This is a genomic window from Stenotrophomonas sp. YJH_SMC_6, assembly GCF_059371335.1.
Genome location: NZ_JCAFUM010000015.1, coordinates 35,681 through 55,069, shown reverse-complemented (window position 1 = coordinate 55,069; position 19,389 = coordinate 35,681). Strand labels below are relative to the sequence as shown.

At 63.5% G+C, this 19,389-nt stretch carries 29 protein-coding genes and 1 tRNA gene; 18 read left to right on the top strand and 12 right to left on the bottom strand.

The genetic code is table 11. From position 1 onward, the window contains the following. Positions 1 to 45 precede the first annotated feature (45 nt). The 4 genes from AC5P9N_RS17305 to AC5P9N_RS17290 form a co-directional block, all read right to left on the bottom strand. The gene (locus AC5P9N_RS17305) at positions 46 to 2,439 is read right to left on the bottom strand and encodes a DUF5906 domain-containing protein (protein WP_495223857.1); all 2,394 of its coding nucleotides are present in this window, start codon (positions 2,437 to 2,439) and stop codon (positions 46 to 48) included. Between the two features lie 428 nt (positions 2,440 to 2,867). Then, on the bottom strand, positions 2,868 to 3,398 hold the full coding sequence (locus AC5P9N_RS17300; protein WP_049460323.1) for a hypothetical protein: 531 nt from the start codon (positions 3,396 to 3,398) through the stop codon (positions 2,868 to 2,870). After that, positions 3,395 to 3,736 (bottom strand): hypothetical protein, encoded by a 342-nt coding sequence (locus AC5P9N_RS17295; RefSeq protein WP_495223856.1) that lies wholly within the window; start codon positions 3,734 to 3,736, stop codon positions 3,395 to 3,397. Before AC5P9N_RS17295 ends, AC5P9N_RS17300 begins: the two co-directional genes overlap by 4 nt. Beyond that, the gene (locus AC5P9N_RS17290) at positions 3,723 to 4,049 is read right to left on the bottom strand and encodes a helix-turn-helix domain-containing protein (protein ID WP_329813026.1); all 327 of its coding nucleotides are present in this window, start codon (positions 4,047 to 4,049) and stop codon (positions 3,723 to 3,725) included. Before AC5P9N_RS17290 ends, AC5P9N_RS17295 begins: the two co-directional genes overlap by 14 nt. 77 nt (positions 4,050 to 4,126) lie before the next feature. Between AC5P9N_RS17290 and AC5P9N_RS17285 the strand changes: the two genes are divergently transcribed. Continuing rightward, complete coding sequence (locus AC5P9N_RS17285; RefSeq protein WP_495223855.1) at positions 4,127 to 4,660, top strand: hypothetical protein; 534 nt, start codon at positions 4,127 to 4,129, stop codon at positions 4,658 to 4,660. Continuing rightward, the gene (locus AC5P9N_RS17280; RefSeq protein WP_495223854.1) at positions 4,614 to 4,967 is read left to right on the top strand and encodes a hypothetical protein; all 354 of its coding nucleotides are present in this window, start codon (positions 4,614 to 4,616) and stop codon (positions 4,965 to 4,967) included. The genes AC5P9N_RS17285 and AC5P9N_RS17280 overlap by 47 nt, the downstream gene beginning before the upstream one ends. Positions 4,968 to 4,976: 9 nt before the next feature. On the opposite strand, the gene AC5P9N_RS17275 is transcribed toward AC5P9N_RS17280, so the two are convergent. After that, on the bottom strand, positions 4,977 to 5,270 hold the full coding sequence (locus AC5P9N_RS17275) for a hypothetical protein (protein ID WP_049460326.1): 294 nt from the start codon (positions 5,268 to 5,270) through the stop codon (positions 4,977 to 4,979). A 280-nt stretch (positions 5,271 to 5,550) separates the two neighbouring features. Between AC5P9N_RS17275 and AC5P9N_RS17270 the strand changes: the two genes are divergently transcribed. The 15 genes from AC5P9N_RS17270 to AC5P9N_RS17200 all read left to right on the top strand — a co-directional run bounded on the left by AC5P9N_RS17270 (position 5,551) and on the right by AC5P9N_RS17200 (position 13,624). Then, positions 5,551 to 5,775, top strand: coding sequence for a hypothetical protein (locus AC5P9N_RS17270; RefSeq protein WP_049460327.1), 225 nt, complete (start codon positions 5,551 to 5,553; stop codon positions 5,773 to 5,775). Between the two features lie 471 nt (positions 5,776 to 6,246). Beyond that, positions 6,247 to 6,495: a hypothetical protein gene (locus AC5P9N_RS17265; protein ID WP_239684643.1), complete on the top strand. Its 249-nt coding sequence runs from the start codon at positions 6,247 to 6,249 to the stop codon at positions 6,493 to 6,495. Between the two features lie 15 nt (positions 6,496 to 6,510). Further along, entirely contained in the window at positions 6,511 to 6,783 is a 273-nt protein-coding gene (locus AC5P9N_RS17260) for a hypothetical protein (protein ID WP_495223853.1), read from the top strand. Next, positions 6,780 to 7,106 (top strand): hypothetical protein, encoded by a 327-nt coding sequence (locus tag AC5P9N_RS17255; protein ID WP_495223852.1) that lies wholly within the window; start codon positions 6,780 to 6,782, stop codon positions 7,104 to 7,106. Before AC5P9N_RS17260 ends, AC5P9N_RS17255 begins: the two co-directional genes overlap by 4 nt. Further along, positions 7,103 to 7,342, top strand: coding sequence for a hypothetical protein (locus AC5P9N_RS17250; protein WP_107380208.1), 240 nt, complete (start codon positions 7,103 to 7,105; stop codon positions 7,340 to 7,342). Before AC5P9N_RS17255 ends, AC5P9N_RS17250 begins: the two co-directional genes overlap by 4 nt. Beyond that, positions 7,339 to 7,827: a hypothetical protein gene (locus AC5P9N_RS17245; protein ID WP_495223851.1), complete on the top strand. Its 489-nt coding sequence runs from the start codon at positions 7,339 to 7,341 to the stop codon at positions 7,825 to 7,827. The genes AC5P9N_RS17250 and AC5P9N_RS17245 overlap by 4 nt, the downstream gene beginning before the upstream one ends. A 7-nt stretch (positions 7,828 to 7,834) precedes the next feature. Then, the gene (locus AC5P9N_RS17240) at positions 7,835 to 8,227 is read left to right on the top strand and encodes a hypothetical protein (RefSeq protein ID WP_495223850.1); all 393 of its coding nucleotides are present in this window, start codon (positions 7,835 to 7,837) and stop codon (positions 8,225 to 8,227) included. Beyond that, entirely contained in the window at positions 8,224 to 8,937 is a 714-nt protein-coding gene (locus tag AC5P9N_RS17235) for a hypothetical protein (RefSeq protein ID WP_495223849.1), read from the top strand. The genes AC5P9N_RS17240 and AC5P9N_RS17235 overlap by 4 nt, the downstream gene beginning before the upstream one ends. Beyond that, entirely contained in the window at positions 8,937 to 9,176 is a 240-nt protein-coding gene (locus tag AC5P9N_RS17230; protein WP_329766003.1) for a hypothetical protein, read from the top strand. Before AC5P9N_RS17235 ends, AC5P9N_RS17230 begins: the two co-directional genes overlap by 1 nt. Next, a complete protein-coding gene (locus AC5P9N_RS17225) occupies positions 9,173 to 10,210 on the top strand; it encodes a hypothetical protein (RefSeq protein ID WP_495223848.1) in 1,038 nt (345 codons plus the stop codon). The genes AC5P9N_RS17230 and AC5P9N_RS17225 overlap by 4 nt, the downstream gene beginning before the upstream one ends. Next, positions 10,203 to 11,150 (top strand): phosphoadenosine phosphosulfate reductase domain-containing protein, encoded by a 948-nt coding sequence (locus tag AC5P9N_RS17220; protein ID WP_495223847.1) that lies wholly within the window; start codon positions 10,203 to 10,205, stop codon positions 11,148 to 11,150. Before AC5P9N_RS17225 ends, AC5P9N_RS17220 begins: the two co-directional genes overlap by 8 nt. 327 nt (positions 11,151 to 11,477) lie before the next feature. Next, entirely contained in the window at positions 11,478 to 11,612 is a 135-nt protein-coding gene (locus AC5P9N_RS17215) for a hypothetical protein (RefSeq protein WP_495223846.1), read from the top strand. Next, positions 11,605 to 12,258 (top strand): hypothetical protein, encoded by a 654-nt coding sequence (locus tag AC5P9N_RS17210; protein ID WP_495223845.1) that lies wholly within the window; start codon positions 11,605 to 11,607, stop codon positions 12,256 to 12,258. The genes AC5P9N_RS17215 and AC5P9N_RS17210 overlap by 8 nt, the downstream gene beginning before the upstream one ends. Continuing rightward, positions 12,255 to 12,470 (top strand): hypothetical protein, encoded by a 216-nt coding sequence (locus tag AC5P9N_RS17205; protein WP_239507155.1) that lies wholly within the window; start codon positions 12,255 to 12,257, stop codon positions 12,468 to 12,470. Before AC5P9N_RS17210 ends, AC5P9N_RS17205 begins: the two co-directional genes overlap by 4 nt. Next, complete coding sequence (locus tag AC5P9N_RS17200; RefSeq protein ID WP_495223844.1) at positions 12,470 to 13,624, top strand: site-specific integrase; 1,155 nt, start codon at positions 12,470 to 12,472, stop codon at positions 13,622 to 13,624. Before AC5P9N_RS17205 ends, AC5P9N_RS17200 begins: the two co-directional genes overlap by 1 nt. A gap of 91 nt (positions 13,625 to 13,715) precedes the next feature. On the opposite strand, the gene AC5P9N_RS17195 is transcribed toward AC5P9N_RS17200, so the two are convergent. The 4 genes from AC5P9N_RS17195 to AC5P9N_RS17180 form a co-directional block, all read right to left on the bottom strand. Continuing rightward, positions 13,716 to 14,249, bottom strand: a complete 534-nt coding sequence (locus AC5P9N_RS17195; RefSeq protein WP_146110230.1) for a hypothetical protein — start codon at positions 14,247 to 14,249, stop codon at positions 13,716 to 13,718. Positions 14,250 to 14,290: 41 nt separating this feature from the next. Next, the gene (locus AC5P9N_RS17190) at positions 14,291 to 14,845 is read right to left on the bottom strand and encodes a helix-turn-helix domain-containing protein (RefSeq protein ID WP_080355922.1); all 555 of its coding nucleotides are present in this window, start codon (positions 14,843 to 14,845) and stop codon (positions 14,291 to 14,293) included. A gap of 1 nt (position 14,846) precedes the next feature. Next, entirely contained in the window at positions 14,847 to 15,266 is a 420-nt protein-coding gene (locus tag AC5P9N_RS17185) for a type II toxin-antitoxin system RelE/ParE family toxin (protein WP_495223843.1), read from the bottom strand. Between the two features lie 319 nt (positions 15,267 to 15,585). After that, positions 15,586 to 15,661 (bottom strand) — tRNA-Lys (locus AC5P9N_RS17180). Between the two features lie 178 nt (positions 15,662 to 15,839). Between AC5P9N_RS17180 and AC5P9N_RS17175 the strand changes: the two genes are divergently transcribed. Next, a complete protein-coding gene (locus tag AC5P9N_RS17175; protein ID WP_164212742.1) occupies positions 15,840 to 16,796 on the top strand; it encodes a DUF2268 domain-containing putative Zn-dependent protease in 957 nt (318 codons plus the stop codon). 187 nt (positions 16,797 to 16,983) lie between these two features. On the opposite strand, the gene queC is transcribed toward AC5P9N_RS17175, so the two are convergent. The 3 genes from queC to ybgF all read right to left on the bottom strand — a co-directional run bounded on the left by queC (position 16,984) and on the right by ybgF (position 19,387). Beyond that, positions 16,984 to 17,649, bottom strand: a complete 666-nt coding sequence (gene queC, locus AC5P9N_RS17170) for a 7-cyano-7-deazaguanine synthase QueC (protein ID WP_012481067.1) — start codon at positions 17,647 to 17,649, stop codon at positions 16,984 to 16,986. 78 nt (positions 17,650 to 17,727) lie between these two features. After that, positions 17,728 to 18,429 (bottom strand): 7-carboxy-7-deazaguanine synthase QueE, encoded by a 702-nt coding sequence (gene queE / locus AC5P9N_RS17165; protein ID WP_012481068.1) that lies wholly within the window; start codon positions 18,427 to 18,429, stop codon positions 17,728 to 17,730. Positions 18,430 to 18,568: 139 nt separating this feature from the next. After that, positions 18,569 to 19,387, bottom strand: a complete 819-nt coding sequence (gene ybgF / locus AC5P9N_RS17160; RefSeq protein WP_005414274.1) for a tol-pal system protein YbgF — start codon at positions 19,385 to 19,387, stop codon at positions 18,569 to 18,571. Between the last annotated feature and the right edge of the window lie 2 nt (positions 19,388 to 19,389).

Sequence of the window (19,389 nt, the reverse complement as noted above, 5' to 3'; positions counted from 1 at the left end):
CTGCCCGCACATCCCGCACACACCGCACATTGATGGCCATAGGGATCACGCGCGCCCCTTGTAGTCGGAGAACATGCGACGGAACGACACGACCTGATCACCCAGCCATGCCGCCTCTGTCTTGCCGTCTGGCACGGTGCAGTTGCCGAGCATCAGGAAGCCGTGAGGCCCGTTCACGCTCTGCTCGATCTGGTAGCGCTTCCGCGCTCTGTCCGGGTGGATGATCTGGCGCTTGCGCACCAGCGCATTGATGAACTTTGGCGAAGGTGCCGGGCGCGGCAAGCCCTCACGCGCGCACCAGGCCTTGTAGACCTCGTACCACTCTTTCGACAGCGCTGGCATGGGCTTTAACCCCGGGATGTCATCGCCGTAGAGCTCGTCCAGGAATCGCTGCGGGCTATCCTGGCTCAGGCCAATCAGCTCCTCTTTCGCCTGGGTCATCGGCGGGTTGGTGCCATTGGTGAAGCCGGTCAGATCCACCTGCAACAAGTAGTGGTGCAGCGCAGCCGTGGCGCCATTGCGGATTTCGGCCAGCACCTCGGCGTAGAACTCTTGACTGAGCTTGTCCGGCGTCCAGATCACTGCGTGGCGCCGGTCATCCTCCTCCAGCACGACAGGCATCGCCTCGTTGGAGAGGAACACCAGGTTCGCGTGGTTGTCCTCCTCGTAGGCCTGGATGTTCTTCGGGTTGATGCGGATGCGGTCGCCAGTGATCAGCGCCTTGAGTTTGTTCTTGAGGTGGTACACCTCGGTGCGTGCAACCACCTCATCGGCCAGCAGGAACAGCTTACGGCTTGCCCAGTCATTGAACTTGTCTTCCAGCGCCGCCTGGTCAAGCACGCGACCGTAGTCACCGTAGAGCTTCATGTACTCATCGAAGAACATGTTCTTACCGGTACCCTGCGGACCATGAATGACGATGGTCGATTTCATCTTGGCGCCAGGATGCTGCAGCGGGTACGCAAGCCACTTGACCACCCAGTCGTACAGCGCCTTCTGGTTGGCCTCGTTTCCGCACATGTGCCAGAGCAGCTGCAACAGCCGATCGCAGTTGCCCTCCTGCGGTACGGTCGGCCACCCGGCGAAGAGATTGCAGGTCACCCCAGGTTTCTCGCACGACGGGTCAAAGTCCACTTCCCGCACACGTACGATGGACCGATCCGAGTGCTCCATCCATGCCCGATGCAGTTCCTTACGCGCGCAGGCATCGCGCATGTCGCCCAGGGCAACCAGCATGTGTTCTTTGTGGTCGAACACCGTGCCGCCTTGCCCATAGACAAGCGCGAAGCGCTCGAGCAGCTCGGTTAGCGAATGGATGGGGGCCAAGCGATCATTCCCCTCGCCCCCGTCGTTGGTGATGGAAGGCGCGCGTTTTTCTGCAGGCACCCGCCATGAAAGCTCCGTGAGACGGGCTTCGACCTGCGCCCGCACGACATGCAGGCCCTCTTGTGCGTGCAGATCGTTGAAGTCGCTGACCTTACGGCCGTTGTCGATGAAGCGATCACGCCTGGCCGTCTCGTCGGCGAAGACCGGGTGCAGCACCGCGCCGCCCACGTCTAGCGCAGCGGCCTCTGCACCGAGCAGGCCGGCATTCGACGCGCCATGCGGCTGCGCGCACGATGGGCAGAACTGCGGATGGTCGGCCAGCACCAGGCGACTCCTGCAGTGCCTGCACTTCTGCAGTACGTCGTCGTCGGCGCACAGCAGCATCTTGATGCTGCGATAGCGCTTCGCCAAGGCCGATGCGACGGCCAGCATGTTGCCAGCATCGAAAGCCACGGCAACCGGGTACCCCGTCGCCATGTGCAGCGTGGCCGCAGTGGCATAGCCCTCGGCCACCAGCAAGATCCACTGCGGGCTTCCGCCGATCAGGTGGAAGTGACCCTTCTTGACCATGCCTGCCGGCCAGTATTCCTTGGCCGGCTTGCGCCCTGCGGCCGCCAGCTTGGCGCTGCGCAGTACCTGCAGGCCATGCACTTGGCCGTTGACGTCCAGCAGCGGGACAAGTGCGGCACCCGTGGTGCCATAGCGCAGGCCGAAGCCCTGCACGCCCTTGCTGACCAGGTAGTCAGCATCGCCGACTGCATTCGCGTTGGCCCAGGCGGACGACGCCCGCTCGGCCGCACGCTTCGCTTGGGTCTGCCGGGCGGACTCCGCCTTGCGACGATCCTCGGCCAGGCGGTTGCGCAGCGCTTCGCGCTGTTCATCGGAGAAGGTCTTGTCGCGCTTACGCAGATCGACCTTGGTCGCGCCGTTTTCGTTGCCGTGCCAGACGCCGTAGGTGCCGACGACCAGCACTTCGCCGGCCGAGGTGTTCAGTTCGTGGAGCGCGTACCAGCCCCGGCGCTCGCGTGAACCTTCGACGCGGCACCGGACCATGCGCCCGGTGGTGTCCAGTTCGGTGACCAGCAGGCCGGCAGACTGCAGCTGCTGCAGCACATCGCCATAGTTTTCAGACATTCAGTAGTTTCCCGAGCCGCTATCTACCCAGGAAATGCGCGTCTGATTACCCGCGTCCGAAGTGCCCAGGAAGGACCCATCGCTGGTATCGAGAATCGCTCTCGATTCCAGGGCGGATTCAGTAGAGTGGGCAGCATGCGGCCTTTCACAAGCCACCCGGGGGGATGGGGCCGATTCAATGCTTGCTTGATACATCTGGGTTCCCCAAAGGCAGGCAGTGCTGCCGGTTGTCTTGCTGCTCTTGTCGCCGGCGGATGCGCTCGCGCTCCGCCAATGCTTCGTCGCCCACCAAGCCTGGCACCGCATCAGTCAACGCGAGTGCTGCAAGCTCCATTGCTTGCCGCGCGGAAGCGCTGGCTGGACCACGCCATCGATACTTAGATCGAGGGGCGTGATGAATCGCCACGTCAGTCCTCAGTTCCTTGCAGGCCGGCAGCGCGGCATGCGTTCCGCTCCAGTCGGAAACAGAGGGTGCGGACTTCCCGGGAGAGGTCTTGGATACGATCAGCTTCGGGGACGGTCAGGCGTCGATCGGCGAGCGCATCAATACCGGCGCCTGCCAATTGCCCCGTCAGTTTGTGCAGTTCCAGCAGCTTCGCTTGGATTGCGGCCAACTCGTCCGGCCAACCACCGAGAGGTGGTGCGGGCACATAGTCGACCATCAGGCCGAACTGAGCTGCCAGTGAGCAGACCCAGTCGGTAGCCATTGCCTGGGTCCCTACGAATCGCTGCAGGTACTCGGTTAGGATCTCGGCCATCTCCATGGAGACGGACTCGCCCTCGATTCCTCGCAGCTTCTTCCGAAGCGTCTCAGTGCTGATGGACTTACCACGGCGTTTGCTTATGTGTGCAGCCGCGTCTTGCACGCCACCTGGCGCGCACGAGACCGCATTGTTCAAAGCATCCCGCCAGTGAAGATCAGAGCGAAGGCAGGTCATGCGCCCTCCCCCTGAAACACCGAGCATTTCATCGTTCCGCGCTGAGCAGTGCGTCGATCAACATTGCTGCCATGCCGGAGATCATCACGCTCCCTCAGCGCATGCGCTTTCAAACCATCCGATCCTTTGACGCTCGCACCGGAGTAGGCGGGGTTGTTGCGATCCTGTGGGCGCCCGTGCACTCCCAGCGCAAGAGCGGCAATCATGGCCAGGAGGATCATCACCACCCCGCTCTTGCGGATCTGCTGCCGGATGCGGAAAAGCCGGTAGCGCTGGTGGCCGCGCACCCAGCCGTAGCGAGCTATGGAGACGATTAGCGCTGGGTCACGGGCTGGCACTGGCTACCCCCAGCGATCCGCTGACGCGCTTGAAGTACCCGACGATGGTGCCACCAGCATCACGCTCCCAGCGCACGCCCGGTATCAGCTCGTCGGCGGTTACTCTGCCCCCGAGGGTGGCGGCCCGCTTTGCGGCATCCTGGTTCTCGGCCATCGCCGAGGCGACCGCCCTCTCGATGGCGATCGCCACCTCCTCGGTCACACCGTTCTTTCGCCAGTGATAGACGTAGCCAGTCGCAGGCTTGCCGGTCACACGCCGCGCCAGCTCACTCTGGGTCCCACAGATCGCGATAGCCCGTTGCAGAGGGGTCATGAAATGCCCGTTCACAAGAATTCTTGCGATAAACTAGCGCAATCTTTCTTGCGAATCAACAGTGCAAGATTGCTTGCATGTTGATCGGTGAAATCACACGGGGCCTGATGGAGGTCCACGGGCTTGGCGTTGAGGCTCTGGCAGCCCGTGTCCGCGCTGCGGGCGCACCCAACGTGAAGTACCAGCACATCCAGCAGCTACTAGATACCCCGACACGCCGCCCCAGGTACATGGTGGAGCTTGCACGCGCGTTCGGCATGTCAGTCGAGCAGTTCCTTGGCTGGCACAAGGATGAGCCACTGAATGCGCTCTCAACACCCCGAGCTGCGCAGTCTCAAACCGTGCAACTCGACGCCCCTACGCTTGCCGCGTCGTACCAACTTGTCCGCCTGGCCTGTCTCGCTCTTGGATCGCCGTTCGATCCAGAGGATGCCAGCGACGCCTCGATTGTCATCTTGGCTCACAGCTACCTGACCGCCCGCCAGGAGAAGACAGTCACGCCGGACAACGTGGTCGACTTTACCGCGCACCTGCGGAAGCGCCAGATTTCAAAGGGGGTTGATCATGAAGGAAGCGGCAGCACTGGAAGCTCTCGCGCAGGCACTCGCTAACAAGGTCCGGCAGCAAGCACGGCCGCCCGACGCAAGATGCCTGCGCCAGTGCCACGCACATGAGCCAAGCGACGCTACCGCCTTGGCATATATTCGACGAATTCGCATGCTTTGCGACGCGTTCCAGCTTGCGTGGCTTGTCGACCAGCACCTGGTTCTGAGGCAGCGTCTTAGCGACCTATCAACGGCAGAGCTGCGCGCCTTGCTGTGCGAAATGGAAGAAGCAAGGGAAGCCATCATGGAGGGCTTCCCCCTCGAACAAACAGGGCTCATCAAGAACATGGCCGCAGTTTTGCCACACCCTTGATTGGTTCCCTTACGGCTTGTGCCCGTCACGCTCGCGAATGAAGTCCTGCAGCGTCTGCGGCTCACCATCATCTCTGGACGTGGCTACTCCTGCCACGTCCTCCGGCTCAATACCCTGATCCCGCAGCACCTGCCTCGCGAGCAAACGGTTGTTCCTGCGCTGCTCCTCAATGAGCACCCGCAAAAGAGGTTTGATGCCGAACACGGCCAAGGGCATAAGCAGCCCCATGACGGCCAAAGCAAGCACGGCCAGCGCCACGAGCCACACACCCAGCGCACCCAGCGTGCTGAAGAACACTTCCATACACCTCCCCTCCCTCCATAGAAGGCCCGGAGGTTAGCACCCGTTGACCCATTCAGCTTTGACCCAAGAAGGCCGAAGGTCAGGGTTTACGAGGTGATCGCCCGATTGCGCAAGTTTTCTTGTTGACGATCACGCAAGTTTGTTTGTAGAGTCCGTCCTGCCAGCTTTGCAGCTGGCGGGCGACCGGCGGGTCGCCACTCGCCGGCCCCTCCCCTGACCGGCGATAGCCGCCCCCTCGGCTACTGACCCGCCGGCGCCCTCCTTCGAACAGGAGCGCGCCATGTCTCATCGCTACGCCGATCCAACCCCGAGCCCGCTGCCCCTGTTGGCCGTGAAGGCCCTGCGGGCAGTGGCAGCACGCGATCACAGCACCGCTCGGACCCTGTGGGTCCGTAGCAAGGGCGAACACAACCGCAATCAGTTGCGCCGCTCCCGGCGCATGGGCGTCGCCAGCCTCCGGCTGGAAGCCTGCTCGCGCGACATGTCAGCCGAGGTGCGGGCATGAGCGCTCCTCTCGATGTTGTTGCGGCGAAACTCGCCGGCAGGTGCACAAACGGTTTGGAGCGCGGGCAAGGCAGAAATCTGCACGCGGTCTCCGCAGCCGAAGTGCGCCGCAGCTCTGGATTCGCAGGCAAAGCAATGTGCGGCGCACAGCCTGGTCGCCGCTCGGTCGGCTGGACGGTGTGCGAATCGCAGCCGGTGACGTGCCCTCGTTGCCAGCGAGCCGTCGCCCGCGTCCAAGGCGGTGCCGCATGAGCCGGCGCCTCCGCCTCGCTTGGGCAGCGGTTGCGCTGGTGGCTGCGGTTGTCGTGCCGCTCCGTATCGCGGAGATCCACCAGGCGCACACGGACCGCGATGCAGCCAAGGCGCGTTGGGCGCTCAGCACTTCGGTGAGGGGCTGATCATGCGCCAGACCGCTCGCCCGCTGCCCGACTCAGTGCCTCTGTGCGCGCCCGGCCACCGACCGCAAATCGTCGTGACCGAAGGCGCACCGACCGGCCATCGCCTGGGCGCCCCCTGCCCGCCGCTGCTGCACATCGAATGCCATCGCTGTGGCCTGGCGACCCGACCAGTACCGAAGGAGAGAGCCGCGTTGGCCGAGCTGCGCTGGACCGACGCGAGCCTTGCCCACCTGCGCATCCCGATCTCCCTGCTTGCCCGCCATCGCGGCGAGGTCCTGAACGAGATCGCCGCCCAGTCCCCTTCCACGCCCATCGCTGCCTGACCAGGAGAACTGCCCATGGCCGCTCCACTGAAGCCGAAGGAAAAAGCCGCGTTGCTCGCAGCGCATGGCGCATTCGACCACACCCTACACCGCACCGCGAACGGCTTTGCACCTCGCAACCGCCCCGAGAAGCTGTTCACGCGCCGCGTCATGAACTGGCTGGATGAGCGCGTGCTGATCAGGTACGACGATCCGCAGCTGCCGCGCAAGGCGACCTTGACCGCCATCGGCATCGCCGCCGCCGAGGCCGAGATCGCCAAAGCCCGCGACCTGGCGCTGACCGCATGAGCGTGCACACCGTGCTGCCAGTGGAGCAGCAATTCGCCACCGGCCATCAGGGCGAGTCACTCGTCTTGATGGTGTGCCAGGGCTGGCTATGGGCCGGTCTTTACACCGCCGCGCCGCGCGAGTCGCTCCTGAAGGTCGCCGCCAGCGCCAGCCGGAGCGTGGGGGTATCGCACCACTCGCTCACCCTCGGCGGCGTCACGTTTTCCCTCAACCGACTGGCCGCACAGGCCGCGCATCGCTGGCTCGACCGCCAGGGCGTGCGGGTTCGGTCGACCTCCCCCATCAACCGCGCTACGCGCCGCACGCGAGGAATCCAGGCATGAGCCGTTCTGTTGTGATCTATGGGCCGCATCTGTGCGGAAAAAACGCCAACGCGCAGGAGCTGCGCGAACACTTCGGCCTGCAGGCCGTGATTGAAGACTGGGATGGGCACAGCAGCTACCCGCTGGATAACACACTGGTCCTGACCGAGAACCCCGATGCTGTCGCCGACAGCTCATCCAAGGTAATGCACCACGGCTGGGCCATGCGCGAACTGATTGCCGGGGCCCGCGCATGAGCGCCCGTCCACAGCAGACCGGCCGCGCTGCCGAAGTGCGCAGGGTCCTGTCCATGTTCCCGCAAGGCGCCACGGTCGAGCAGATCAAGACCGCTGGCCGCATCAACGGCACCCACCAGGCCATCGGCTACACGCTAAAGGGGCTGGCGCGCAGCGGCCAGGCCATCTGCCACCGCTCGGGCGTACGAGGGATCTGGCGCCTGTCCGGCCACACGCAACATGCGATCGCCCCGCTGCGCGCGGCTCCTGCTCGAGTGCAGCCGACCTGCGCAGTGGAGCCGATTACAGGCGTCAGTGACGCGGCGACTACGATCCGACACCGGGAATTCGACCGGCAGCAGTTGGCCGACGACCTGGACGCATTCCTCGCAGCCGGCGGGCACATCGAAGTGCTGGGGCACACGCTGCTTCGCCCGCTGATGAGCCGACACGCAGCCAACCACGGCAGCTATGCAGAGCGCATGGCAGCCCATGACATTGACTGAGGTACCCATGAGCAGCGATTCGCACGCAGCGAGCGTTACCGAACCCGGCCGGCCCGGCAGCAGCTATTCCGACGGCCCGGCATGGCACGCATTCGGCGTCAGCCGCGCCGCCTATCACGTGGTGCCGCGACGCACCCTGCAGTCGATGCCGATCGAGTGGCAGGCACGCTTTGTCGCGCTGATGGAAGAGGCACGCGAAGCGCTGCCGGATGAGGCGTTCCCGGAGTACCAGGTGATCCGCATCGAAGGCGGCAAGTTCGCATCGGACCCCAACCGCCGCTATCGCCATGCCCCGCCCTTCCCCCTTCGCTCCGCTGGCGCCGAGCAGGCGTCCACACCGCACCCGCTCGCAGGCGCGTTCGTAAACACCGACACCCAATTCAAGCAGGCCCGCCGATGACCGCGACCCTCACCACACTCCCCACGAACTGCCCCGTCCTGCGCAACGCGTTCGACACGATCAGCGCGATCGCGGTCGAGGCTGTGTGGCTGCCGAACCAGGCAAAGGTCATCACGCTCACACAGGCCCAGACCGCGCTGCGTGATCTGCATCATCGCCTGCCTCGCCTGCAGGACCTGCGCGTGTTCGAAGCCGCCGTCACCGCCTATGTGGCGACTCTGCGCAGCAGCATGCAGGACGGCGACACGCCGCTCTGCGACGCCACCCGGGCCCGGCTGGCGCAGGCGACCGAGCTGCTGGAGTTGGTCAGGAATCAGACACGCACTGTGGTCGATCCGGCGGACCCGTGGCGCGGCATGTACCACCCTAGCCGACTTCCCCCGCGCAATGCCGACGGCGAGATTCTGTGCCATCCGGACGTGCCCATGTGGGCTGATGGGCGCGAGCTATCGCTGCGCCCACTGTTCCTTGCGCAGGGCTTCGACCTGGTCGTGGTTGAGGGCGAGTTCTCAGAGGAAGCGGTGGAGGCCGGTGACCATCGCTACTGGGACGAGATGCGGGCGTGGCAGCCCACTGGCCCCGGCGCCGATTGGCGCCTGGTGTGGTTGGGAGATACAGAAGATGGCCCAGGTGCATGGTTTGTGCGGCCACTGGCAATCGCCGCAATGACAACGCCGACAGCTGCCCCCTCCGGATCGGACACACCCTAATGGACCCCACGCTGAGCGAGCGGCACCACCGCTACCGCGTCAAGGCTGGCAGAGCAAAGGCCGCGCTTTACGCCCGCGTGATTGAGAACAAGCGCTACACGATGCGCCAGATCGCCGACGAACTGGGCGTGTCGATGACCACTGCCGACGCGCGGGTGAAGCGCGGCCCCTATCCCCTCACTTGGGAATCGCTGCGTCAGGCGCGCCTTCCCAACCCCAGCAAGGACCTGCAGGCATGAGCAAAGAGAAGACAACCCTGGCGGACGTGCAGCCCGGTGGGAGGGTGAGGCTGGGGGATCAGGCCGAGCGGGAGCGGTTTGAGGCGTGGGCGGGGAAATTCTGGTCACTCGAGAAGGGCTGGTGGGTCGGCCAGATGCGCTATCACAGCGACTACGCTCAGCGGACATGGGAAGCATGGCAAGCCGCCCTCTCCGCCCAGCCCTCCCCGGGTGGTCAGGGGGAATCGGTCAGCGATGAAATGGTTGATGCAGCGTGCCGTGCCTACTATGACACTGCTGAAGATGCTGTCGACGTAGACCATACGTGCATTGAGGCCGCACTAAAAGCCGCCCTCGCCGCCCGCCAGCCGGTTGGTGAAGACGGTCAGCCGATGGTTTTGGTTTCGCAGGAGGTCAAGTCTCAGGCCGATTACGACGCAGAAATCACGAGTTCCGTCGCAAACCTGCTTCGAAATAATCAGCTGGGCCTGAGTGGTAGCCAACCGGAAATGGTTGCTGCGCTACTTGATATTGCTGCCCGCCAGCCGGTGGGGGAGCCGGTGTGCAGCGGCGGATTTGTGATCTCCAACGGCAGTGGCGAGAAATACATGGCATGGGGGCAAGTTGGCCCCGAGTGGACCGCAGACAGGTCCGCCGCGCTGTGGCTGGTTCGCCGCGCCGATGCCGAAGCACTGGCAGCGGAGAACGAGGACGCATGGTCGATCCTGCCGGTCGAGCGCTGCGCGCTGCCGCCAAACGGCTGGGCGTGCACTCTGGCAGCGGGCCATGAGGGTCCGTGCCCGACCATCGCCGCCCCGCCCGCGCAGCAGCCCGCGCAGGCCGTGGACCTGGACGCGGTGCGTGCACTGTTGCGGCGACGGATTGAGCAGTGGCGCTCGCACCTGCCCGCCGATCCTGGCGCACCTGGAACCCGCGAGATTGAGACAAAGGGCGAGCACGACTACAACAACGACGTGCGTATCTACCGCGAGGGGATCGCTGTCATGGAGGAGGTGCCGTCCAAGATCGACGGCCAGGCGGTGGGCAATGGCTGACCGCATCCAGCACCTGGTGAATGTCTCCGGCGGCAAGGACAGCACGGCGGTGTACCTGCGTGCTATCGAACTGGGCCGGCCTTTCCGCGCCGTGTTCGCAGACACCGGTAACGAGGATAAGCGCGTCTACGACTACGTCGCCGAGCTGGCGCACAAGACCGGCGGCCCCGAGGTCGAAACTGTCCGTGCGGACTTCACCCGGCAGCTGGCTCAGCACCGCGCGTTCATCCTTGAACGCTGGCCGCGCGAAGGCATCCCTGATGAGATCGTCCGGCAGGCCGCTGCGCTGCATGAGCCCACAGGCAACCCCTTCTTGGATCTCTGCATCAGCAAGGGGCGATTCCCTTCCAGGATGGCGCAGTTCTGCACCGAGGAACTGAAGACGATCCCGATCACCACCCAGGTGGTTGGGCCGATGCTGAAGGCCGGGCCTGTGCTGCAGTGGCTGGGCATCCGAGCGGAGGAATCCGCTAACCGTGCCAAGCAGCCGCGCTTCAATCGGCATGAATCCGGCTGCTACGTGTGGCGGCCAATCTTCGATTGGACGGTTCAGCAGGTATGGGACCAACACCGCCGCCACGGCCTTGAGCCCAACCCGCTCTATGCCCTGGGCATGGGCCGCGTCGGCTGCATGCCCTGCATCAACTGCCGCAAGGGCGAGCTGCGGAACATCGCGGACCTGTTCCCCGATCACATCGAGCGCATCCGACAGTGGGAAGAAATCGTCGCCTCGGCGAACAAGCGCCGCAGCGCCACGTTCTTCCCGGCCGTCACCGACCCCACCGACGTGGAGCGCCCTGGCACCTACTCGCGGATCGACACGTTGGTCGAATGGAGCCGCACCAGCCGAGGCGGTCGCCAGTTTGATCTGTTCTTCCAAGCCCAGGGCGGCGGCGGCTGTACCTCTGACCTCGGCCTTTGCGAAAGGAGCGCTGCGTGACCACGCCCATGGCTGACCAGCTGCTCAGCTCAACACCAGTCTCTTCCCATCAGATCGCAGAGCAGAATCTCCGTCTTCTCCTTCGCATCCTGCTGCGATACCACCGGAATCGCCAGACCGTTGAGACTCGGGCCGTACACCACGTGAACCGCCACGATCTCACCACGGCCTGGACTCTCCACCGAAACCCTGGCCGTCACCGTCCTGCCCCTGATTGCGAAGACCCAGTCCTCGTGCCAACTCCCACTCGCTGGCATCCAGTGCTCCCTTTTTCATCTCTCCTTGATCCCAGCATACAAAAGCAGGCAGCCGTGAGGTATTCCACCAATGGCTGACCGGCTGCTCACCGCTGCAATGGTCCACGTGTTCGCCCTGGCCGGGTTTGCGGCCGGCATCGCCACCCTGTGGGCGATCAGCCGCGCAGGCCTGCGCTGGTGCTGGCGGAGGTGCGCTCATGGCTGACGCACAGCGCGATCGCGTGATGCACCTGGAGATCGGTATGGATCTCGCAGAGCGTGTCGTTCTCGAGCTGCTGGAAAGCGGCTGGTCCCGCCAGTCGCTGCGGAAGCACGAGACGGCCGGGCCGACCCCGTGCGGCACTGCCTTCTACCTCGTGCGTGAGGGAGGCATCGCCGTTGCCTACTTCCCCATTTCCGAGTTCACCGACGCGAACGGCCGCGGGCTCTTCTTCGCCATTCGCGACTTCTTCCCCCCGATCCACAAGTCTGCGCACGGCAATGTCGAGAGCCTGAAGCCTTTCGAGGTGGGCGACCAGGTTATCTCGATGGACCGCAATCTGGATGGATCCTGGCACTACGACGATGAAGTCCGGGCCAGCGACTGGAACCGTCTGCTTCCCGTTTTCACGGTCGTCTCCGTTCGGCCGCATCCCGGGCACCACACGCAGTTCGGCGGCAGGGACTACTACCAGGTGAAGATCAAGGACCGTGTGGGCGGTGGTGGTGGCTACCACGACCTTGTGCCCATCGCCGGCAGACCCTGGCAGATGCGTGGCGAGGGAGAGTGCCTGATCCGCATACAACCCACGCCCTTGGCCGTCGCTGCTCCGCCGCCGGCACTGCCGGCCCAGCTGGACCTGTTTGCATGATTGGAGAAGTGCTCCAATTCCAGGATCTACAGGAGCTTTGCCGGCCGGGCGAACGCCCACGCCTTGCCACGGTAGAGGCATGGGCCCGCAGGGAAGGGATTCGCTACAAGTACGACGGTAAGGGGGGCATCTGGACCACCGCAGCAGCAATGAACGCCGCTCTCGGACTGCAGCAGGCGTCGAACGATGCATATGGGACTGACGTAATCTGATGGCACCTCGACCGCGAAAACACAATCCATCCATCCCGCCACACATCGACCAGACGAAGATCCCCAAGGGCGTTTACTGGGATTCGACGGGCCGTGGCCGCTGGTACATCTTCGAAGCCACGACTGGCATCGATGGGCCCCGGAAAACTCGCCGAACGGTCGCGGGTCCCGAAGCCAAGCTCTCCGAACTGCATGGCCTCATGGAGTCAGCAGAAGGCACCGGAACTGTGGAATGGGTCTGCACTCAGTACCACGACAGTGCCAAGTTCAAGGGGCTCGCGGCTGGCACGCGTACGGACTACGAGTCGGCGCGTAATGTCCTAGTGGGCTACCCCACGAACCTGGGCGTGCCGTTCGGCAAGCTCCAAGTCAACAAACTGCGGAATCACAATTTCCAGCGCCTTATTGATCGGATTGAATCGGCAGGCACACCCACGAAAGCAAACAAGGTGCTGCGCTACTCACGGCTCGTTTTCCGCTGGGCATTGAATCGGGGCATCGTGAACCACAACCCCGCGCAGGGCCTGGAACAGGCGAAGGAGCGCAAGCGGCAGCGACTGCCCACCGATGATGCATACATCAAGCTGCTTAACTTCGCACAGGAGCGCAGCCAGCGACCAGCGAGAACTGAGGGCTCGGTGCCACAGTATCTATGGATGATCATGGAGCTGGGCTACCTCTGTCGGTTGCGTGGCATTGAGACCCTCACCCTGACCGAAGCACAAGGGACGGCCGAGGGCTTGCACACCAATCGACGGAAGCGCAGCCGGGATAATCTGGTGGAATGGACGCCGCGACTGCGTAGCGCCTGGGATGCTGCCATTGCGCGCCGCGACGGCATCATCAAGCACCACGGGCTGCCCGTGCAGCTTCGCGCCGACCTGCGCTTCCTTTTCCTCGCAGAACACGGCGAGCCGCTGCAGAAGACGAGCCTGGACAGCACCTGGCAGCGCTTCATCCAACTAGCGATCAGCGCCGGGGTCATCTCGGTCGAGGAGCGCTTCAGCCTCCACGACCTCAAGCGAAAGGGCGGTACCGACACGGCCGGCAACCGCGCTGAACGCCAAGATGCGCTGGGCGTCACCGATGCGATGATGAAGGTCTACGACAAGAGCGTTCCACGCGTAAAGCCTTCAACGATCAAAGATCTCTAGAGCATGGGATTGTCGCTCTCCCATAGGACACCAAGTACACAAAGGGCGGCCCAAGGCCGCCCTTATTTCACGCTCAACTCACCCAGTACCACTATTCGGACTGAGCCGGTACTGAGGGCATCCTACGCTTTGACCTCTGAGCAGATGGCTTCTGGGCACTAGCCTTCTGAGCTGCCCTTGCCTTATTCAGCTCATCTATCTTCTCGTCCGTCATTCCGAACTGAGATCGAAGGATCTCCTCTCTGCCGTCCTGCTCATAGTTCAGGCTAATGTCGCGAGGCTCAATGATCATGGTGGGCATGCACGCGATCTCCCACGGCGCGCGCGCCGTCACGCCTGCGATCATGTCCCTCACTGAGGAGTAGATCACACGGACCACGTTTACACCGACTACACCTGGATTAAAGGCAGTCTTGTAAGCCTCGGCACAACCAACGACATCAATAGTGAAGGGAGCGAATGCAGACACCTCTATCGTGTACGCGAATTGCTCATCCTTCTGGGTCACAGTCAATGTGGCGAAATGCTGCCCATTCGCCGAGTAGAACACAGCGGCCTCGATCTCGATCGGCAGGTCGCGCTCAATCGCGGCAGCTTCGACATTAGGCGTAGCACGGATGTTCACATCCGTGTAAGTGACCTTTCCAACCTGTAATGGGCTAGTTCTCATGCAGCGAGACCAAGTTCCGGAGTCGACGCATAGCACACATCGTTCTCCGCGACCGAGGATGAAGACTCGGCACTCATCCAGCCTGAACGTAAGGCTGCATGCCCGTGAGTCCATGCACCATTCAATGCACCGAACACTTTCGCAGCCCGTCCAGCCCTGGCTCTATGCATAGTGTTGGCATAGATATCGTCAGGAGTAAAAGCACCGCGCGGATGTGTCCGTAGATGGAACGCAGAAGATGCGCCACGCTCGGAATGGCAGACTTCGAACTCACGATCTGCTAGCTCAATACAAAAGCGTGGCTTTCCGCCGATCGCTTCCACGAAGCGAAAAAGAGTTGAAAGCAGGACATCGTCTCGAGCTTCCATCTTGGACACTGCGGCTTGACTGATCTGCATCCGAGTCGCCACATCACCCTGAGTCAACTCAGCGGCACAGCGCAAGTCAGCAAGCGGATAAGCAGAGACTAGCTCATGGAAACGAGCGTCAATTGAACGCTGAACAGCGAGCGGCTGCGCGGCCAGGATTTCTTCAAAATTCAACGTTGCCATTTTACTTCCCCTGCTTCTTTCCACGTTTGGCCACCTTCCCACGAGGACTGTGAGTAGCTTGTCGGCGCCTCAACTCAATCTCGGCTTCATGCGCCTCGTAGAGCTTCTTCGCCCTGGCAATGTATTTGGGGTACCAGAGCTTCTCGCCAAGTGGGACCTTGTCACCACCGACGAGCAGAATTGCATTCTGTTCAGAGTCGAACGCATAGATGATGCGGAACTGTTTACGCTCAAAACGGATGCGGAGCTCTTTCAGGTTGGACAGTTCACTGTCACGCAGAGTTCCTGAGGTGGGACGACGCAATGCCGGCCCCACCTCCCTGAGCAGCTTGATAGTTGCGAACACTTCCACCTTTTCGTCGGCAGTGAGTCCATCCAAGAACTCCTTCGCATCGGTCGTTACATTGATCGTCCAGGACATTCAATATAACTCACGAGTTATGGAAAAGGAATGGCACGTACGTTCAGCCATTTCAATCCGTTCATTGGTCGCCCCCTAAGACTACGTTCCTTGTTGAATGGAGCATACCACGCACCGAGGAAGATGAAATTCCCCTTAAAAATCAAATACATAGAAAGATTTCACGCGCAGATCAGCAGTGCCTATCGAGGCAGCTAAGGGCTTCTGGGCCTGATTAGAGAGTCTCGTCACGGCGCCGATGGCAGGCGAGAATTCTGGAGTCAATTACGGAGCTGACGAAAAAAGCGCCACTCGGGCGCCTTTAAGTCATTGATTTCACTGGTGGGCCGTGAAGGATTCGAACCTTCGACCAAAAGATTAAAAGTCTTCTGCTCTACCGACTGAGCTAACGGCCCATTGCACTGCCCCAGCCTTTCGGCGGGGTGGGCATTCTACCCTACTTTACCGGGCCGAGTGAAACCCTGGTGCGTCGAGGTTGCCGGCCAGCGGCCGGCACTACCCGATCTGGTGAGCCCGCTTAAACCTTATGGGCCTCACGCGCATCCCAGCTGTGATTCCTGCCCGGAGCCACGGATGCGCCTGCCCTTCTGCCTCATTGCCGCCCTGTTGCTGCCCTGTACGGCACTGGCCGCCCCATCCCAGGTCGTCACCGACGACATCGGCCGCTTCTGGGCCACCTATGACGCTGTGCGCGCCGAGCCCGACGTTGAACGCCAGGTCGCACTGGTGCAGGAGCGCTACATCGATCCAGGCAGCCCCGGTCTGCATGCGCTGATGCAGGTCCGTAACTACACCGCCCGCGAATACGCCGAGGCCATGCGTGCGTGGCCGCGCTTCTGGACGTCGGTACGCCCATTGACCGCCAACGCGCAGCAGGCCAGCGCCACACTGGAACGGGACCTGGCCGCCTTCCGCACGTTCTACCCCGCCCTGCGCCCGGCCACCATCACCTATGCCGTGGGCGTGCTGCGTACTGGCGGGACCACGCTGGGTGACAAGGTACTGATCGGTGCGGAGATGGCGCTGGGCGATGAGCGCGTGGACGTGAGCGAGTTGCCGGCGAAAATGCGCGATCGCCTGCGGATCTTCTATGACAGCCGTCCGGGGGCGAACAACGCGCAGAACAACCTGCACGAGTACGTGCATACCCAGCAGCGCGAGACTACCGGCAGCCTGGCGCAGTACGCGGTGCGCGAAGGCGTGGCGGAGTATGTGGCCGAACGGCTGAGCGGGCGTCGGCCGGCGTTGCCGCTGTACAGCTACGGGCCCGCGCACGAAGCGGAAATCCGCACGCGTTTCGTCGCTGAAATGGACGGCGGGGATCTGGACAACTGGCTGTACAACAGCGCCCGTAATCCGTTCGGGGTGGGTGATGTGGGGTACTACGCCGGCTACCGCATCGCGCAGGAGTACATGCGCCAGCAAGCCGACGAGAAAGCCGGTGTCGCGCGGATGATCGAGCTGGACTATGCCGATCCGAAGGCGGTGCGGATGTTTATTGAAGCGTCGGGGTGGCTGCGGCAGCGGTAGCGCCGGGCCATGCCTGGCGGGTCAGGGAGTGCGAACCAACGGTTCGCACCCACCAGAGTCAGACCTACCCGGCGGGTCGGGGAGTGCGAACCAAGGTTCGCACCCACCGAGGAGCAGTTCGCACCCACCATCTGGGAATTCACACCCATCAGGGAAGCCGGCCAGCGGCCGGCACTACCAGAGGCGATCAGGCGTACAGCGTCGGGTCCGGCACGCCGGCTTCGGCGAAGCCCTGCGCGCGCAGGCGGCAGGCATCACAGTGGCCGCAGGCGGCGCCGTTGGCGTCGGCGTTGTAGCAGGACACGGTCAGGCCGAAGTCCACGCCCAGGCGCACGCCTTCGCTGACGATCTGGCCCTTGCTGAGGAACTGCAGCGGCGCGTGTACCTTGATGCCCGCACCTTCCACGCCTGACTTGGTGGCCAGGTTGGCCAGCGCTTGGAACGCGGCCACGAACTCGGGGCGGCAGTCCGGATAGCCGGAATAATCCACGGCGTTGACGCCGCAGAAGATGTCGTTGGCACCGAGCACTTCGGCCCAGCCGAGGGCCAGCGACAGCATGATGGTGTTGCGCGCCGGTACGTAGGTGACCGGAATGCCGGCACCGCCGGCCTCGGGCACGTCGATGTCGTCGGTCAGTGCCGAGCCGCCGATGCTGCGCAGGTCCACGTCCACGATCTTGTGCGCGACCACGCCCTGGGCCTTGGCCACGCGGGCGGCAGCATCCAGTTCGGAGGTATGGCGCTGGCCGTAGCGCACGCTCAGGGCATGCACGGCGAAGCCCTGTTCCTGGGCCATGGCGATGACGGCGGCTGAATCCATGCCGCCGGAGAGAAGCACGACTGCCTTCTTCATGGGTAAAACATCCGGTTGGGAGGGGAAAGCCAGCACGCTGTCCCGCGCCGGAGCTACATCAGGGAACGCCGCGCGGGCTCATCGGCCCGGCTCGTCGTTCCACAGGATTTTATGCAACTGCATCTGGAAGCGCACCGGCAGGCGGTCTTCGACGATCCAGTCGGCCAGCTGCCGCGCGGTGATCTCGCCCTTGCTGGGCGAGAAGAACACGGTGCAGCGCTTCACCAGCTCGTGCTCGGCGACCAGAGCCTTGGCCCAGTCGTAGTCCCCGCGGCTGCAGATGACGAACTTGATCTGGTCGCGTGCGGTCAGCAGCGGCAGGTTTTCCCAGCGGTTGCGCGCCGCTTCGGCCGACCCCGGGGTCTTGATGTCGACCACGCGCGATACACGCGGGTCCACCGCGCTGACGTCCAGCGCGCCGGAGGTTTCCAGCGAGACGTCCATGCCGGCGTCGCACAGCTTCTGCAGCAGCACCAGGCAGCGTTTCTGCGCCAGCGGCTCGCCGCCGGTCACGCAGACGTGGCGCACGCCCTGGGCCAACACCTCGGCCACGATGTCGTCGATGTCCCACCAGGTGCCGCCATGGAAGGCATAGGCCGTATCGCAGTACTGGCAGCGCAGCGGGCAGCCGGTCAGGCGCACGAACACGGTCGGCCAGCCGGCGGTATCGGCTTCGCCCTGCAGCGAGGTGAAGATCTCGGTGATCTTCAGGCGCGGCAGCGGCGACTGCACGATGTCGCTGGGGGTGGCGACGGCGTTGGACGGGGTAACGGCGGTCATGGCAAACAATTCTTCATGGGACGGGCGACCGATTTATCGGCGCCGGAAACGAAAGCAGCCGAGCATGGGCTCGGCTCTACAGGAGGCTGCCGGAAATCAGCCCGGCGCCAGGGTACGCATTGTACGCCCGGTCAGCGGATCAACGGATCTGCTTGCCGAGGCGGATGGACTGCAGCCGATCCTGGGCGGTGCGCGCGGCGTCCGAGCCCGGGTACTGCGCCACGACGCTCTCCAGCGTCTGCTGGGCCTGGTCGACCTTGCCCTCGCCATACTGCGAGAGGCCAACCTTGAGCAGGCCGCCAGCGGCCTTGTCGTGGGTCGGATAGCGCGCGAGCAGTTCACGGAACTGGGTCTCGGCCATCGGGAAATTGCGGGTGGCGTAGTAGCTCTCGCCCAACCAGTACAGCGCGTTCGGCGCGTAGACGCCGTTCGGATACAGCTGCAGGAAGCTCAGGAAAAGCTGCGCCGAATCATCGTACTTGCCGGCCTTCAGCGAGTCGAAGGCGACGTTGTAGGAGGTGCGCTCGTCGCCGGTGGCGGCAAGGCTGCCGGCATCACCATGGACGGAAGGCGGCCGCTCGGAAGTGGCCGCCGCTGCGGGTTTTGCCGGGGCCGGTGCGGCCTTCGGCGCGCTCGCCGGAACGGGCGGCAGGGCCGGGGCCGCATTGCCCCCTTCCAACCGGTTCAGGCGGCTGTCCAGATCCAGGTACTGGTCCTGGGCGGACTGCTTGAGCTGGGCGTTGTCGTGCTGCAACTGCTCGATCGAGGCCTGCAGGCTGGTGACCTGCTGCCGCAGCTGGTTGATCTGGTTCAACAGGTCCTGGTTGGCACTGTTGTTGTACATCTGCTGCTCGAGCGCGCCGACACGGTCAGCCAGGCTCTGTCGCTGTGCATGCGCCGGTGCGGCAGCCACGAGGGCTGCCGCAACGACCAGCATCAGTTTGATGCCAATGCGCATGG

Bases quoted from the DNA above. Each gene is read 5' to 3' on its own strand.
- AC5P9N_RS17270 (WP_049460327.1), top strand. From the start codon at position 5,551: ATGTCTCATCGCTACGCCGATCCAACCCCGAGCCCGCTGCCCCTGTTG.
- AC5P9N_RS17175 (WP_164212742.1), top strand. From the start codon at position 15,840: ATGCGCCTGCCCTTCTGCCTCATTGCCGCCCTGTTGCTGCCCTGTACG.
- AC5P9N_RS17275 (WP_049460326.1), bottom strand. From the start codon at position 5,270: ATGGAAGTGTTCTTCAGCACGCTGGGTGCGCTGGGTGTGTGGCTCGTG.
- AC5P9N_RS17205 (WP_239507155.1), top strand. From the start codon at position 12,255: ATGATTGGAGAAGTGCTCCAATTCCAGGATCTACAGGAGCTTTGCCGG.
- AC5P9N_RS17215 (WP_495223846.1), top strand. From the start codon at position 11,478: ATGGCTGACCGGCTGCTCACCGCTGCAATGGTCCACGTGTTCGCCCTG.
- AC5P9N_RS17190 (WP_080355922.1), bottom strand. From the start codon at position 14,845: ATGGCAACGTTGAATTTTGAAGAAATCCTGGCCGCGCAGCCGCTCGCT.
- AC5P9N_RS17290 (WP_329813026.1), bottom strand. From the start codon at position 4,049: ATGACCCCTCTGCAACGGGCTATCGCGATCTGTGGGACCCAGAGTGAG.
- AC5P9N_RS17280 (WP_495223854.1), top strand. From the start codon at position 4,614: ATGAAGGAAGCGGCAGCACTGGAAGCTCTCGCGCAGGCACTCGCTAAC.
- ybgF (WP_005414274.1), bottom strand. From the start codon at position 19,387: ATGCGCATTGGCATCAAACTGATGCTGGTCGTTGCGGCAGCCCTCGTG.
- AC5P9N_RS17185 (WP_495223843.1), bottom strand. From the start codon at position 15,266: ATGTCCTGGACGATCAATGTAACGACCGATGCGAAGGAGTTCTTGGAT.
- AC5P9N_RS17220 (WP_495223847.1), top strand. From the start codon at position 10,203: ATGGCTGACCGCATCCAGCACCTGGTGAATGTCTCCGGCGGCAAGGAC.
- AC5P9N_RS17235 (WP_495223849.1), top strand. From the start codon at position 8,224: ATGACCGCGACCCTCACCACACTCCCCACGAACTGCCCCGTCCTGCGC.
- AC5P9N_RS17255 (WP_495223852.1), top strand. From the start codon at position 6,780: ATGAGCGTGCACACCGTGCTGCCAGTGGAGCAGCAATTCGCCACCGGC.
- AC5P9N_RS17285 (WP_495223855.1), top strand. From the start codon at position 4,127: ATGTTGATCGGTGAAATCACACGGGGCCTGATGGAGGTCCACGGGCTT.
- AC5P9N_RS17225 (WP_495223848.1), top strand. From the start codon at position 9,173: ATGAGCAAAGAGAAGACAACCCTGGCGGACGTGCAGCCCGGTGGGAGG.
- queE (WP_012481068.1), bottom strand. From the start codon at position 18,429: ATGACCGCCGTTACCCCGTCCAACGCCGTCGCCACCCCCAGCGACATC.
- AC5P9N_RS17250 (WP_107380208.1), top strand. From the start codon at position 7,103: ATGAGCCGTTCTGTTGTGATCTATGGGCCGCATCTGTGCGGAAAAAAC.
- AC5P9N_RS17260 (WP_495223853.1), top strand. From the start codon at position 6,511: ATGGCCGCTCCACTGAAGCCGAAGGAAAAAGCCGCGTTGCTCGCAGCG.
- AC5P9N_RS17240 (WP_495223850.1), top strand. From the start codon at position 7,835: ATGAGCAGCGATTCGCACGCAGCGAGCGTTACCGAACCCGGCCGGCCC.
- AC5P9N_RS17245 (WP_495223851.1), top strand. From the start codon at position 7,339: ATGAGCGCCCGTCCACAGCAGACCGGCCGCGCTGCCGAAGTGCGCAGG.
- AC5P9N_RS17200 (WP_495223844.1), top strand. From the start codon at position 12,470: ATGGCACCTCGACCGCGAAAACACAATCCATCCATCCCGCCACACATC.
- AC5P9N_RS17300 (WP_049460323.1), bottom strand. From the start codon at position 3,398: ATGACCTGCCTTCGCTCTGATCTTCACTGGCGGGATGCTTTGAACAAT.
- queC (WP_012481067.1), bottom strand. From the start codon at position 17,649: ATGAAGAAGGCAGTCGTGCTTCTCTCCGGCGGCATGGATTCAGCCGCC.
- AC5P9N_RS17210 (WP_495223845.1), top strand. From the start codon at position 11,605: ATGGCTGACGCACAGCGCGATCGCGTGATGCACCTGGAGATCGGTATG.
- AC5P9N_RS17230 (WP_329766003.1), top strand. From the start codon at position 8,937: ATGGACCCCACGCTGAGCGAGCGGCACCACCGCTACCGCGTCAAGGCT.